Source organism: Singulisphaera chitinilytica (assembly GCF_049331405.1).
Lineage (GTDB): Bacteria > Planctomycetota > Planctomycetia > Isosphaerales > Isosphaeraceae > PoT.
In genome coordinates, this window is record NZ_CP186276.1 from 26,433 (window position 1) to 40,733 (window position 14,301).

General features: G+C 65.3%; 9 protein-coding genes. 4 read left to right on the plus strand and 5 right to left on the minus strand.

What is annotated here, in order from left to right; translation table 11 throughout:
* Positions 1-70: 70 nt before the first annotated feature.
* The gene (locus ACOYYX_RS39530; RefSeq protein WP_422932103.1) at positions 71-1,138 is read right to left on the minus strand and encodes a DUF1559 domain-containing protein; all 1,068 of its coding nucleotides are present in this window, start codon (positions 1,136-1,138) and stop codon (positions 71-73) included.
* Between the two features lie 165 nt (positions 1,139-1,303).
* Complete coding sequence (locus tag ACOYYX_RS39535; RefSeq protein WP_422932104.1) at positions 1,304-1,534, minus strand: hypothetical protein; 231 nt, start codon at positions 1,532-1,534, stop codon at positions 1,304-1,306.
* 440 nt (positions 1,535-1,974) lie between these two features.
* Between ACOYYX_RS39535 and ACOYYX_RS39540 the strand changes: the two genes are divergently transcribed.
* The 3 genes from ACOYYX_RS39540 to ACOYYX_RS39550 all read left to right on the plus strand — a co-directional run bounded on the left by ACOYYX_RS39540 (position 1,975) and on the right by ACOYYX_RS39550 (position 6,407).
* On the plus strand, positions 1,975-3,420 hold the full coding sequence (locus ACOYYX_RS39540; RefSeq protein ID WP_422932105.1) for a hypothetical protein: 1,446 nt from the start codon (positions 1,975-1,977) through the stop codon (positions 3,418-3,420).
* Positions 3,421-3,526: 106 nt separating this feature from the next.
* Positions 3,527-4,774, plus strand: a complete 1,248-nt coding sequence (locus ACOYYX_RS39545; RefSeq protein WP_422932106.1) for a peroxiredoxin family protein — start codon at positions 3,527-3,529, stop codon at positions 4,772-4,774.
* Positions 4,775-4,997: 223 nt separating this feature from the next.
* On the plus strand, positions 4,998-6,407 hold the full coding sequence (locus ACOYYX_RS39550; RefSeq protein ID WP_422932107.1) for a sulfatase: 1,410 nt from the start codon (positions 4,998-5,000) through the stop codon (positions 6,405-6,407).
* Between the two features lie 95 nt (positions 6,408-6,502).
* On the opposite strand, the gene ACOYYX_RS39555 is transcribed toward ACOYYX_RS39550, so the two are convergent.
* The 3 genes from ACOYYX_RS39555 to ACOYYX_RS39565 form a co-directional block, all read right to left on the minus strand.
* Positions 6,503-7,603, minus strand: coding sequence for a DUF1559 domain-containing protein (locus ACOYYX_RS39555; protein ID WP_422932108.1), 1,101 nt, complete (start codon positions 7,601-7,603; stop codon positions 6,503-6,505).
* A gap of 316 nt (positions 7,604-7,919) precedes the next feature.
* Entirely contained in the window at positions 7,920-8,366 is a 447-nt protein-coding gene (locus ACOYYX_RS39560; protein WP_422932109.1) for a hypothetical protein, read from the minus strand.
* A 19-nt stretch (positions 8,367-8,385) separates the two neighbouring features.
* Positions 8,386-9,330: a DUF1559 domain-containing protein gene (locus tag ACOYYX_RS39565; protein WP_422932110.1), complete on the minus strand. Its 945-nt coding sequence runs from the start codon at positions 9,328-9,330 to the stop codon at positions 8,386-8,388.
* An 878-nt stretch (positions 9,331-10,208) separates the two neighbouring features.
* On the opposite strand from ACOYYX_RS39565, the gene ACOYYX_RS39570 reads away from it, so the two are divergent.
* Positions 10,209-14,216 (plus strand): hypothetical protein, encoded by a 4,008-nt coding sequence (locus tag ACOYYX_RS39570; RefSeq protein WP_422932111.1) that lies wholly within the window; start codon positions 10,209-10,211, stop codon positions 14,214-14,216.
* Positions 14,217-14,301: the final 85 nt, after the last annotated feature.

Below are 14,301 nucleotides of genomic sequence, written 5' to 3' on the forward strand. Positions count from 1 at the left end.
GATGCAGGGGCGAGGGGCGGCATCACGCCCCTCGCCCCTGCTGTTGGGATGATGACGACCTGAAAACCCATCAATAGGCGTCGGCGCTGACGACCTCGCCGCCGCGGATGGTCGCCAGCGCCTGGTAGACGCCGACCTTGCTGCCGGGGAGGATCGAGAAGACGCCGAAGGGGGCGGAGAGCGGGGTGAGCTGGATGCTCGTGGGGGCCGAAGTGGTGCCGTCGAGCGGCCAGGAGTCGATGCTGTCCTTGATGAACCGGACCGAGCCGTCGGCGAAGGCGTAATTCACGCCGCCCGGGTGGTTGCTCGACGCCGCCATCCGGTAGATGCCGTACGTGTTCGAGGCCTTGTTGGCGTTCACGTCGATGGTGCTGCTGGGGACCTTGGTGTTGGGCGGATACATGGCGTTGAGCATCGTGTCGCCGTAGTTCCCGGCCATCCACCAGCGGCAGCCGGTCTGGTCGCTGCCGGTGAGGCGCCCGTACGTCCCCTCGCCGAAGAGGAAGGTGTTGTTGGTGCCGTCGGTGATCTCGGCGATTCTCGTGGCACTGTAGAGGAAGATGACCCCCGTGGCGTTCGCCCTGTACTGCGGATAATTCGGGTCGGTGAACGGGTTGGGGCCGATCGCCGGGCTATTCCAGAGCCCCGCGTTGGCCATGTAGTTCGTGCGGGCGATCGTGATCCCGCTCGAGGGCCAGCCGTAGGTCGTGCTGGTCGAGACCGGCGGGTTCTGGACCAGCGTGTCGCTGGGGCACTGCAGCGTGGCCAGCTTCGACTGGAGGACCGTGGTGTTCGCCGGGTTCGTGTAGCGCAAGGACACGTTGAAGGCGTTATACACGTTCCCCTGCTCGATGTACTGGCTCAGACCCACCAGGGCGCCGTGGTCCCAGGGGGTGGTCGGGATCGACGGGTTGTAATAGCCCCCCAGGGGGAAGACCTCATTCACGCTCACATAGTTGTGGGCGGCCAGGGCGAGCTGCTTGAGGTTGTTGGTGCACTGGGCCCGACGCGCGGCCTCGCGGGCCGACTGGACGGCCGGCAGCAGCAGGGCGATCAGGACCGCGATGATCGCGATCACGACCAGCAACTCGATCAGCGTGAAACCAGGGGACGCAGGACGGCGGGGAGGCCGTTTCATCACATCTGCTCCTGAATGGGGTGGGAATGACCGCTTGGCGAAGGACGCTCGAAGACGCCTCCGGTCCACTCGTGGCGGTCGCGGGGTTGGCTCCGGTCGCATATCCGGAGCGCCGGTGGAGCCGAGGTAGGTCGAGGGATGAAGGATCCCAACCGGCAAAAACGCTCAACGCGTCCTACGTACGGACTTCTTCGCGGGGCGCTTCGAGTTCAACTCCGCCTGCGAGGGGGCGAGCGGATCCCCCAGCGGAGGATTGTCGAAGAGGGTCGGAGTCCCGCCCCCTTCCTTCACGTCCACCGGAGTTGCCGTCGAAGCTCCCCCGCAGCCGCCGATCGCGAAGCCGAGGCCAGCCAGTGCCGAAAACGCCGCGCGACGGTTGATACGCAACTCTCTCATTCTGGCCTCGTGTCACTCGGGGTGTGCTCCCGCCTCGACGCAGCGCGGACGCCGACCGGGAGCCGTTAGGCCCCGGCTCAATCCATCACGACTTCGTCCGAGATCAGGAGGTGCGATGCCTCGCTCACCACATCTCTAGATTCGATCCACCGACGATCGATTCTCGACCAACTCTATCGAGATTATGATTTGTGTCAACCCTTCGCTCCCTCCTTTTTCATTTGAATTCATGCAGACATTAATTTGTGTTAAATTGATACGTTTGGCGAAAAATTGGAGACAGGACGATTGACGTCGCAAAACTTTGTCGATAGGAATAGTGTAGATTTGGCCGTGCGAGGTCTCAATTCAAGTCGTCGGATTCCATCCCTCATGGGACGCCGACGCCCCGATGCTGCATTGGCATTTTGCCAATCCGCCCCGCCCTGGAGCGTAGATTCATGACCGATCGAGCTCGGCGCCCGCCGACCCGCATCCCCCTCCGGTTCATCGCCTGGATCGTCGCGTTCGGCCTTGCGGAAGGCGTAGTTCATGGTCAGTCGCCGCCGGCGCGGGCGTTCGTCCCGTATAGCGACCCGCCGATCAACTACCTCTCGGCCGAGGTCGACGACCCGGTGGCGAGGCTCCAGTCGCGGATCGACGAGGGGAAGGCCGCGCTCGAGTACGAGCCGAAGCGGGGGTACCTCGACTCGGTGCTGAAGCTGCTGGACATCCCCGTCTCGTCGCAGACCCTGGTCTTCTCCAAGACGAGCCTGCAGTACCGAAAGATCTCGCCGAAGACGCCCCGGGCCCTCTACTTCAACGACAACGTCTACGTCGGCTGGGTGCCCGAGGCGAGCATCCTGGAGATATCATCATTCGACCCCAACCAGGGGGCGATCTTCTACCAGGTCGAGCAACGGCCGAGCGAGAGCCCGACGTTCCTGCGAGCCAGCATCGACTGCACCCAGTGCCACGTCTCGAGAGAGACGCGCGGGATCCCCGGCGTCTTCCTCCGCTCGATCTTCACCTCCGCATCGGGCAGCCAGATGCCCCGGACGCGGACGCTGCTCACCGGGCACGAGAGCCCGCTCGAGGAGCGCTTCGGCGGCTGGTACGTCTCGGGCACCCACGGGCGACGGACCCACATGGGCAACGTCTGGGCGACGGATCGGAAGAAGCCCGAGAGCCTCGACCGGGAGGCGGGCGCCAACATCGTGGACCTCGCCCCGAAGTTCCCGGCGGGCCATTACGCCTCGGCCCACAGCGACCTCGTCGCGAACCTGGTCCTGGCCCACCAGACGCAGATGCATAATTTGATCACGCTGGTCAATTTCAAGACCCGCATCGCCCTCCACGCCGCCCGGAAAAGCGGGCAGGATCCGGACGACGCCGCCCGCAAGGCGTTCGAGCCACCGGCCGAGGAGCTGGTCCGCTATCTCCTCTTCGCCGACGAGGCGCCGCTGGATGGACCCGTCGCCGGGACCGCCGAGTTCGCCAGGGATTTCGCCGCCCTCGGGCCTCGCGACAGCCTCGGCCGGTCGCTCCGCGACTTCGACCTCAACCGTCGCTTATTCAAGAATCCTTGCAGTTACCTGATCCATTCCGAGGCCTTCGACGCGATCCCCGAGCCGGCCAGGGGGTTCATCTACGGGCGGCTCCTGGAGGTGTTGACGAGCCGCGAGTCTCCCAAGGGATTCGAGCGGCTCTCGCCCGACGACCGCCGGGCGATCCTGGAAATCCTCCTCGAGACCAAGCCGAACCTGCCCGAGCCCTGGCAGCGGCTCAGGGCCGCCCGGGCGAGCCGCCCCTTGCCGGCGGACCTCGACATCGAACCGACCGCGTACTTCGCGGCGCCTGCCGTCCCCGGGGCCTCGGCGGCGACCCCGCCGGCCCCTCGCCACTGACTCCCCCGGGATCCGCCGAGGATTTCGCGGGCAAACCGTCCGGGCCCACGCGGTCCCGGGCGGACCTCTCCGGTCCGTGCATCAGAACATACTTGGGAGCGAACGCATGAGAATTCCGAAGTGCCTCCTCGGTCTGGCCGTCGTCGGGGCCATCGCGCCCTCGGCCCGCGCCGGCGAACTCGACGGCGTCTGGGATGCCGTCGTCCAGTACAACAAGGTCGAACTCCCCTTCCGGATCGAGCTCAAGGGGGACGGCACCGGCTTCACCGGCTCCTACCTGAACGGCGACGTGAAGGTCAGCTCGACTTCGGGCAAGCTGGAGGGGAAGACCTTCCACCTCGACTTCGACCACTACCTGACCGAGCTCGACGGCACGCTCAAGGACGGCAAGATCGAGGGCAAGTTCCAGAGCACGAGCAGCCGAGGCGGCGACTCGAGGCAGAGCGCCTTCCACGCCGAGCGGGTCAAGCCCTCGCGCGAGCACGCGGCCAACGTCCCCAGGATCGACGGCCTCTGGGAACTCCCGGTCGAGAGCCCCAAGGGGGAGAAGTCCTGGCGATTCATCGTCCGCCAGCAAGGGGATGAGGTCTCGGCCTCGATCCTGCGGGTCGACGGCGACACCGGCACGCTCAACGGCCGATACCGCGACGGCAAGTTCGTCCTGGCCCATTTCAGCGGCGTCCGCCCCCTGCGCGTGGAGGTGACCCCGAAGGAGGACGGCACGATCCGCGTCGCCCAGTTCGGCCGCCCCGGGATCGCCAGGGACCTCGTCGGCTACCGCCCCGAGGCCGCCCGCGCCAAAGGGCTGCCCGAGCCGGCCGACTTCAGCAAGCACACGAAGGTCACCGACGCATCCAAGCCCTTCACGTTCAAGCTCCCGGACCTCGACGGCAAGACCGTCTCCAACGAGGACGCCCGGTTCAAGGGGAAGGTGGTCGTCGCCGTCGTGACCGGGACGTGGTGCCCGAACTGCCACGACGAGGCCCAGTACCTCGTCCAGCTCCACAAGAAGTACCGCGACCAGGGGCTCGAGGTCGTCGCGCTCGACTTCGAGGAGATCGCCGAGCAGGAATCCGGCTACAAGCGGGCCCGCGCGTTCATCAAGCAATACGGGGTTGAATACCCGTACCTCCTGGGCGGCGACCCGGTCGAGATGTGGGTCCAGGTCCCGCAGGCCGAGAACCTGAACTCGTGGCCGACCACCTTCTTCATCGGCCGCGACGGCCTGGTCAAGCGCGTCCACTCCGGCTTCGCCAGCCCCGCCAGCGGCGACTTCCACAAGCAGGCGGTCGAGCAGTTCGACGAGACCGTCCGCAAGCTCCTCGCCGAGCCGGTCAAGACCGCCGCCAACTGAACCTCTCCCCGACATCGCCGCCCCAGCCGCAAGGCCTCGGACGGCACGTCGCCCTCCGGCCCCGGCCCTTCGGAGCAATCCGAGGGGCCCGGGGCTGCGTCCGTCTCGAACGAGAGAATCAACCCCCAGGCGAAGTCGACCTCGTGCTTCGCGAGAGCCCGGATCGAATCGTGATGATCCGTGCAGGCTTCGCCCACTCCCAGCCCCCGAGATGCCCAATCCGATGAACCGACTTGCCGCGACCCTGTTTGCGATCGGCCTGCTCTGGCCCTCGTGGTCACATGCCGAGGACCCCAAACCGAAGAACGTCCTGTTCCTGCTGGTGGACGACCTCCGGCCGGAGCTCGGCTGCTATGGGAACTCCCAAATCAAGACGCCCAACATCGACGCCCTCGCCCGAGTCGGCGTGAAGTTCGATCGAGCGTATTGTCAATACCCGCTCTGCAACCCGTCGCGGACCTCCCTGCTTAACGGCCGACACCCGAGGTCCACGGGGGTCTTCGACAACAACCTCTACTTCCGCGGCGAGCACCCCGATTTCGTCACGCTCCCCCAGTACTTCACCGCCCACGGCTACCCGGCGTTGAGGACGGGCAAGGTCTTCCACGGCACCATCGACGATACCGGTTCCTGGACCGAAGGCGGGACGCCCCGCGCGTTCGAGGGGTTCGTGAGGCCCGCGCCCGAACGGCCCGCGGGCTCGTCCGATCAGATCGTGGTCCTGGAAGGGGATGGGGAATCCCACAACGACTACAAGACGGCCTCGAAGGGCATCGAGTACCTCGGCCGGTTCAAGGATCGCCCGTTCTTCCTCGCGGTCGGCTTCACCAAGCCGCACAGCCCGCCGACGGCCCCCAGGCGTTTCTTCGACCTGTACGACCCGGCGACGATCCCCCTGCCCCCCGACTTCGCCCCCCGGCCGACGGTCCCCGAGGGCTATCCGAAGCGCTCGGTCCCCGCGCGCAACGGCGACCTCTTCGTCAACCGCGACGCCTCGCCCGAGGCCGCCCGCGAGATGATCCGGGCCTACTGGGCCGCCACCTCCTGGACCGACTGGAACGTCGGCCGGGTGCTGGCGGAGCTCGATCGCCTGGGCCTCCGCGACAACACGACCATCGTCTTCTGGGGCGACCACGGCTACCACCTGGGCGAGAAGGGCAAGTGGTCGAAGCATCAATCCCTGTTTGAGATCGGCACGCACGTCCCGCTCATCATCGCGGCGCCCGGCGCCCGCGGGAACGGCCGCACGAGCCCCAGGGTCGTGCAGTCGATCGACATCTACCCGACCCTCGCCGAGCTCAGCGGGCTCCCCAAACCTCCGGGCGTCGAGGGGCTCAGCCTGGTCCCCCTGCTCCAGGATCCCGAGGCCGCCTGGGACCATCCCGCCTACACCGCGGCCGGGACCGCCAAGGCGCCCGCCGTCGCCGTGAGGACGGAACGCTGGCGCTACATCGAATGGGACCGCGGCCAGTCGGGGGCCCTGCTCTTCGATCACGACAACGACCCGCACGAGACGAAGAACCTCATCGACGACCCCCGCTTCGCCGAGGTCCGCGACAGGCTCTCCGCGCTCGCCAGGAAGCACGCCCCCGCCGAGGTCGAGGTCTCCACGACCTCCAAGCCTTCGAAGTGACGGCGGCAAAACGAAGGGAGGACGACGGCCAAGCCGGCCGCGTCCGCCCTCTGCGTCGAACAGCCCCGCGAGAGGGGCCATCGGCGTTCCCTGGCTCAGAACGAGTCCGCCGAGAGGACCTCGCCGCCGTTGCGCGAGCCGAGGGCCCAGAACGGCGCGAGGGCGACCGAATCCTTGAGGAACCGGACCGAGCCATCGGAAAGAACCACGTTGGCGCCGCCGGGGTGATTGCTGGCCAGCCCGTAGGCGCCCGGCGAATTCTGCGTGCCAGGCTGGGCCGTCATGCAGGTCGGATACTTGCCGTTGGGCGGGACGATCGTGTTGCCGATGCTGTACGCCGGCAGGTTGAAGGCCCAGGCCTGGCCCAGGTTGACGCTGCCGTTGTTGCGGGTCGACGACCCCGGCTGGGCGTTGGCCGCGCAGTTGTTCAGCCAGGCGATGAGGGCCCCGTTCGCGTTGGCGATGGACGCGGTCATCGTCGCGGTCCCCCGGGTCACGCCCGCCGGGTAGCTCGTCATCCAGATGATGTCCGAGGGGATCGTCAGCTTGCTGGTATTCCCCGAGCCGACCTTCCACTCGCCGAAGGCGATGGTGTTGCTCGTGCCGTCGGTGATCTCCGAGAGCCGGATCACCCCGCCATACTTGAACACGCCGTTGGGCGGGCCGCCGGTCTGGGTGCCGTCATGCTCGAGCGTCGATCCGGTGGATGTGAAATAGTTCACGCCGGGGGCCACGAAGCTCTGCCCCAGGATCCGGTTCACGTTGAAGGTCGGGGGCGTGTCCGACGGGCAGAGGAAGAAGGCGAGCCGCTTGTCGGTCGCCGTCGAATTCGCCGCATTCCCATACGAATCGACCGAGTTGAAGCAACCATAGCTGAAGTTCATCGAGTTGAAGACGTTCCCCTGCTCGATGTACTGCAGGAGCCTCGCCTGGGCGCTGAAGCTGGCGTTGTTGAGGATCCGCGACGGATCCACGCCGGCCCGGACCGGCAGCCCCGCCGGCGGCAGAGATCCATACGTGCTCTCGTAGTTGTGCAAGGCCAGGCCGAGCTGTTTCAGGTTATTGACGCACTGGATCCGCCTCGCCGCCTCGCGAGCCGCCTGCACGGCCGGCAAGAGCAAGGCGATCAGCACGGCGATGATGGAGATGACGACCAAGAGCTCGATCAGCGTGAATCCGGAACGTCGGACTCTCATATCAGACTCCTAGAACGAGATGCCCCGCCCTGCCCACCGGCGAACCATCCGCCGGGATGCGGGCATGCGTATGACAACGTTCCAAATCTTGATAATCTCGATCGAACTAGTCAATAAATCTTCCGGCGGTCTCGCCTCGAATTTTGCAGGTTTCCTGGAGGTCCGATCGCAGGAGTGTCGCGTGGAGAGGGCGAGGTTTGGGCCGTACGTCCGCGCGCATTCACGCCGACGATCCGCGATCGCGTTTCAACATCGACCGGCGTGGAGCGAAGTCCAGGCGGCTCCGCTCGTCGCCGGAATCGGCATCGGGGCCGGCTCAGCGGCGACGCCTGGCGGCGGGGTCGGGCCTGGAGTCGAGCTTGTATTCGAAGGTGTTCGGCCCCGTCGGCGTGACGTCGGACGTGAGCGTCGATTGCGAGCCGTAGCGGTCGGGGACGATGTTCTTGCGCTCCTCGACCGTCGACCCCTTGGGGCCCTCCGGGTCGGCGATGGTGCGGCCGGTCGGCCGGATCGCCAGGATCTCCACGCGGTAGGCGCCGGGGATCGGGCCCGACTCCCGGTCGATCGAGAATCGGCCGTCCTCGATGGTCGCACCGACGGCGGGGCCGCTCTCGGTCGGCACGTAGGTGACGCTGCCGCTCGCGAGGGCCTTGCCGTCCAGCGTCACCGTGCCGGAGATCGCCCGCCGCCCGAGTTCATCGGGGCCGTCGCAGCCCGCCGCGATGCACGCGAGGGCCACGAACGGATAGATCCAGGTTTTCACGTTTCAAGATCCCCGAGTCTCAGAATTGATCGGAGGAGATGACCTCGCCGCCCGAGGCGCTGAAGAGCGCCTGCCAGACCGCCAGGCTGATCGAATTCTTGATGAAACGCACCGAGCCGTCGCAGAACGACGCGTTCACTCCCCCCGGATGTGCGCTCCTCGACGTGATGTAATAGTTGAGCGACGAGGTGCCGCCGTTGATGCAGGGGGTGTTCGGGATCGGGTTGTTCTGGCAGGTGCCGACGTCGGGGGCGGAGCTATTGGGTGTCAGCTTGGCCGAGACCTGATACGTCGCCGAGTCGTCGTTCCACATCCGGGCGCGTCGGTCCAAGTGGGCGATGTCGGGCGAGGGCGTCTGCCTCAGTTCCGGCATCTCGATGGTGTTGCTGCTGCCGTCGGTGATCTGGGCCAGCGAGGCGCCGTAGGACAGCCAGAAGGGCCCCTTGAGGATCGGAGCGAAGTAGGTGTTGATGCCCCAGTTCACCCCGTAGCTCCCCTTCACGTCGTAGACCGTGGGGGTCTTGTAGAAGAGGATGGGCTGATCCGAGGGGCAGTTGTAGGCGGAGATTTGCGTCCCTCGGATCGTGAGATTGCTGACCGACTCATACCAGTCGTTGATGTTGTAAGCGGCGTACATCGTCCCCTGCTCGATGTAGGGCAGGATGCTCTCGACGAAGGGCTGTCGGTAAGCGAACACCGGCGCATAGTTCCCGGTGATCGGGTCATGGCCGACCCCGCCCAGCGGGAAGGTCGTGTTCACGTCGTGATAATTCTGGGTCGCCAGGGCGAGCTGCTTCAGGTTGTTGACGCACTGGATCCGCCGGGCCGCCTCGCGCGCCGCCTGGACCGCCGGCAGGAGGAGCGCGATCAGGACCGCGATGATCGCGATGACCACGAGCAGCTCGATCAGGGTGAACCCGGCGCGCCTTCGGGCCGGATTCTTCTTGAGGCTATGCATTGCCATGACGTCCACGCAACCAAGAATGCAACTCGCTGAGCATCGTCGGGATCGACTCATCTGGACTCAGCTTGTCGAAGGGAGCCATTTTAGTTTCTCAATCGGATTGGTCAAGATAAAGTTTGGAATCGATTCCGACATTGAAGAGTGATGTGGCTTACAGATTTGAATCGCGCCAGCGATGGATTTGCCAGTGGGCCTCCTGGGACCCGACATACCCATGGCCCTGGCGCATGGGCCACTCGGGTCCCAGGGCCTCCGCACCTGTCACGACCCGCCCGAGCTCGGATCCTGGGGTCGCAAGGCCCACCGCATCTCGCAGAATAACCGCATTCCTAAAAGGCTGATGAATGCGCATTCGTTAATTGAATCCGTGTCGAGAGGCTCGCCTCTCCATGGCCGGCTCCCGACGTCCCAATCCCATATCATCCCGCCCTCACCTCGGGGTGCGAAGCGGTGCGGCCCTCATGCGTACGGCCGCCGCCTCGCGATGCGCCCGGAGGTCTTTCGATCCTCGGTTGCTCAGGGGGGCGACCGACCTGGCCCGAACCATCTCGCGATGTAGCATGTGGATGAACCGCAAATTTTCAATTTCGTCACTTATCTCCTTGATAAGCTGTCCGTCTCACGTAAGAATCAACACCCATAAGCTCGCTCGTCTCGTCCGTCTGCCGCAAGCTTTCGACGGCCCCTTGGGCTGTGCGGCCTTCCCGGTCCGGGGGCCAGGCCTCAGCCCTGACGACAAACCGATCCTTCCCCCGACGTCTTCGCGGCACGGACCTCCGTCGTCTCCTCGGAAATCTTCGGAGAACTGCGAGACTGCGCCTGGTGCGGGCGATGTGGCCCGCCGCAACTTTGACGACAAGCCGGAAAGGACCGACGTCATGGAACCCACGGGAGTGAATGATCAGTCGAATCGGGAAGACGATGAGCCTGTGCCGCGGGCATCGGACGAGTCGTCGCCCGGTTTCAACGGCGCGGGCCCTGCTGCCGTGGTCCCTCCGGTCGGAGACGGCGGGCAGACGGCGAAGAGGCCGTCGGACAACGGGAGAGCCCGGTCGGCCGCCGAGGAGACCGACAATTCGAAGTCGAATAGGGAGTCGGGTGGGTCGCCGAAGGTCGGGTTCCAGGGCTTGATCGAGATCGAGCACAAGGAGATTTGTGCGAGATTGCCGCGCCCCTTTTCAGTCGCCGAGGAGACCTCCAAGAACTGGACCGGGCTGAGTCTCTCGGGGGGTGGGATTCGCTCGGCCTGCTTCAATCTCGGGTTCCTGGAAGGTCTGGATCGGCTCCCCTTTGCAGATCCCGAACAGAAAGACTCGTCGACCCGGAATCATCTCGAATTCTTCGACTACATTTCGAGCGTCTCGGGAGGGAGCTACGCGGCGGGCCACCTGGCGGCCTCGATGCTGGACTCCGCCCCGCCGCCGAGGTCTCGGGACGACGTTCGGAACTCGCGGGACACGAGGGCCTGGAATTCGAAGCTTGAGCCGATCCAGACTCCTCACGAGGCCCCGAAGCCCAGTCAGGCCCGGAAGTCGAAACAGGCCCAGAAGGATAAGGGCGTCGAGTGGCTCGGGAAGGTCCCGTTGACCTCGAAGACGGTCCCCGGATGGCTTTGGGGCCTGGGGGTCTGGTTCCTGGGAGGGGTGTTCCAGCTCCTGAAGTCCGGGGCGCTGCTGGTCGCCTTCCTCGCCTTCCTGGCGTTCACGTTCCGGATGCTCGACGCTCCCGCCTCGAATCGATTCTGGAGCGTGGTCGGACTGCGAACCGACCTGACACGGGGATTCGTGCCGTTCTGGTCGGCCCTGGGGGTTTTCCTCATGGCCTATTGGATCAATATGTCAACGCTGCCGAAGATATGGACGAGCATCTGGTTGCTTTATGCATTCGGGTTGCTTTCCTCCTACGTGGCGTTCATCTGGAACTATTACGACGACATACCGGGCGAGACGGAGGCTCTGTCGTACTATTTTCACTACGGCTTCCTCATCGCGGCGTTAGTCGTGCCCGTCGTCGCGTGCGTCTACTTACTGTTTGCCAGGCCGTTCCACTGGCTGGACGCGCTCCTTTTCCCGCAAGTGCCGGAGGAAGGCGGACGGAGTGGCGAGGTCGCGGCCCATCCTTCGGAGGAGCCCACGACCATGTCGCTGAAGTCGGCCCTCCTCGTCCCGGTCGTGGTCGCCCTCTTCTGCTTCGCCGGCCTCGTGGCGACCGGCGACATCATGCTGACGACCTATAACGACACGCCCGAGGAGTTCCACACGCTGCAGGAACGGGGGGCCTGGTACGGACTGCTGGGCGACCGGTTCAGCCAGATCGCCATCTGGATCCTGGGCCTCATCTCGCTCGGGTTCCTCTTCCCCAGGAACATCTTCCAGAGCGTACGCATCGTCGAGGATCGGGCCGCGAGCGATCGCGGAGATCGCACCCGGCTTCAGCGCTGGGGACAGGAGCCGATCTTCCGCGTGGCGGTCTTCCTGTTCAGCTACGGATTCGTCCTGCTGCTGGTCTTCGTCATCTACAGCCTGGTCGCCCGGGAGAACGTCTCGGGCTATTCCGACTGGCGCGAATCCCTCCCGTTCGAGACATTCCACCCCTCGGACTTTCGCAACTGGGAACAGGCCTGGGAGCGGATCGCTAGCGACGCCAGGGGGCCCTATGGTTCCCCATGGAAGAAGCTGGCCTCCAGGTTGATGGAGGCCCGGAACGACTATAGGGCTCCGTACGGGTCGAAAATGTCGCTATCGCTCCTCAACGAGCGGGCCGAGATGGCGGAACTCCGCCTCCTGGATTCGATGCCCTGGATCGTACGCCTGATCCCGCCCTTCATGCACCTCGGCCCGGTGGGCCGTTGGAGCTTCAACGACTATCAGGTCGACGACAGCCTTTCGAGGCTCTATGAGCTTTACACCCGGCAGGACCGCTTCCAACTCGACGTGGGCTCGCGGATCGCGAGATCGGTCCTGCAGGACCCCGCCCTCTACACTCTCCTGCCGAAGTTGGATCAGGACCGCCTGAATGCCGTTGACGTCCACAAGCGGGAGGGCTTTGAAAAACACTGGAATAACTATCTGAAGAAGGCCAAGGCCCTCGAAGCCTTGAGCCCTGGCCCCTTCGTGATCGCGTCGGGAGCCGAGCCCCCCCGGGACAACGCCCCGAAAACCAACACGGGCAGATCCCGGCGAACGGCGTTCGAGGCCAGCGTCGGTAACAACAACCGGGCGGCCCTCGGCTTATACTTGCCCGATCAGGTCATCGACCGCCAGAGCAAGCGCATCTTCGCCTGGGTCGTCTGGAGGGAGGACCAGTGGACGCGGCTCCGCATCGCCGGCCTCGCCGGCCTGCTGTGGCTGCTCTGCTGTGCGGTCGATGTCAATTCGTTCTCCCTCCAGAAGTTCTACCGCGGGCATGTCATCGACAGTTGGGTCCGGATCGAGCAGGGCAAGGAGCGGGAGCGATGGCTCCACCGGACCAAGCGTGAGTATCGCGGCCACGAGTTCGGCCCGGAGGGAAGCTCGGCGCCCGAATCCCAGGTCGGCCGCCGGGCCCCGCTCCTGCTGATCCACGCCACGCTCGAAGGGAATCGCTCACTCGGGGAAGAGCCCGACCTCCCGGGCAATGTCTTCACGTTCTCGCCGGTCGCGTCGGGATCCTCGAGCCTGGACTACTGGCTCACCCAGACGAAGAGCGGTCCGCCCAAGCAGCCGTTCGCCCGACGGAACCTCCTCGACATCGGCAACATCGTGGCGACCTCCGGCGCATTCCTCTCGCCCGGGACCGTGGCGAACCCCGCCCTCTCCGCCGTCCTCCACCTGCTCAACATCCAGACCGGCTACTGGGTCTTCGACCCGGATCGCTTCGCGAGCCGGAATCCGATGGAGAGCCTGAAATTCCACGTCTTCCAGTCGCTTGGGATCGACTGCGATGGGGACAGCCGATACATGCTGACCGATGGCGCGCATGTCGAGAATCTGGGCCTCTACGCCTTGATCAGCCGCCGTTGCAGCCTGATCGTCGCGTCCGATTGCAGCCAGGAGGATCGCACGGAAGAGCCCCAACGCCGGTTCAATGCCCTCGTCCAGGTCCTCCAGCAGGCGGGCGCGGACGGCATCGAGATCGGGCCGTTCCTCAGCTCCCGCGCCTATCGAGTTTGGCGGAGAACGCGGATCGTACCCGGGGGTCTTCACAGCTACAAGGACTGTCGACGGACCGGGATGTCCGGCCTCGACCTCATCCGGCCCCGCGACCCGGAGAGCGAACCCAGGGAAGATTCCGTGACGAGCCAGGAAGGCGAGAACGGCGACACCTGGTCAAGAATGGACAAGCCCCGCCCGTCGACGAAGAAGGAAAGTCAGAACGGCGACAACCATATGAACGGCGACACCAAGACGAGGAATGGCGACCCCCCTCCGTCCTCGAGGGTCCTGGAACGGCTGTCCCAGGAGCACTTCCTGTTCGCGGAGCTCGCTTATCCCGACGGCAAGAAAGGCCTGCTCGTCTACGTGCGCCCCACTCTCACCGGCGACGAAGGCGACGGCCTGCTCCACGGTGTGGCGCACTCGCGGTTCCCGGACGACGACCCGATGGATCAGTTCTACACGCCTGCCAAGATGACCACCTATCGGCTCCTCGGCCGCCACATCGCGCAGGAACTGATGCATGACCCGATCATGCGAGAGGTGCTCCAGGCCCTCGTCTCGGGACGGACAGTCCCGCAGGAATGCGGCCCCGACCCGGATGGCGGCCCCGGCCTAGATGGCGTTCCTGCGCCGGATGGCGGTCCCAATCCGAAGGTCGGCGAGGCTAACGAGATCTGCCGGGGATACTGCGGCCCTCTCGCCGGTTCCTGTCGCTCGAATCGCCAGCGGAGGTTCTGGCCGCAGGTTTGAGCCGGAAGCCAGCAAAGGGGCATGGCAGAAGGCCTCGAAGATCGCCAAGTATCGACATGATTGGGCGGGTATACGAGCGACGCCT

Excerpts from the sequence above, each read along its gene's own strand:
- ACOYYX_RS39530 (WP_422932103.1), bottom strand. The coding sequence starts at position 1,138 with ATGAAACGGCCTCCCCGCCGTCCTGCGTCCCCTGGTTTCACGCTGATC.
- ACOYYX_RS39535 (WP_422932104.1), bottom strand. The coding sequence starts at position 1,534 with ATGAGAGAGTTGCGTATCAACCGTCGCGCGGCGTTTTCGGCACTGGCT.
- ACOYYX_RS39540 (WP_422932105.1), top strand. The coding sequence starts at position 1,975 with ATGACCGATCGAGCTCGGCGCCCGCCGACCCGCATCCCCCTCCGGTTC.
- ACOYYX_RS39545 (WP_422932106.1), top strand. The coding sequence starts at position 3,527 with ATGAGAATTCCGAAGTGCCTCCTCGGTCTGGCCGTCGTCGGGGCCATC.
- ACOYYX_RS39550 (WP_422932107.1), top strand. The coding sequence starts at position 4,998 with ATGAACCGACTTGCCGCGACCCTGTTTGCGATCGGCCTGCTCTGGCCC.
- ACOYYX_RS39555 (WP_422932108.1), bottom strand. The coding sequence starts at position 7,603 with ATGAGAGTCCGACGTTCCGGATTCACGCTGATCGAGCTCTTGGTCGTC.
- ACOYYX_RS39565 (WP_422932110.1), bottom strand. The coding sequence starts at position 9,330 with ATGGCAATGCATAGCCTCAAGAAGAATCCGGCCCGAAGGCGCGCCGGG.
- ACOYYX_RS39570 (WP_422932111.1), top strand. The coding sequence starts at position 10,209 with ATGGAACCCACGGGAGTGAATGATCAGTCGAATCGGGAAGACGATGAG.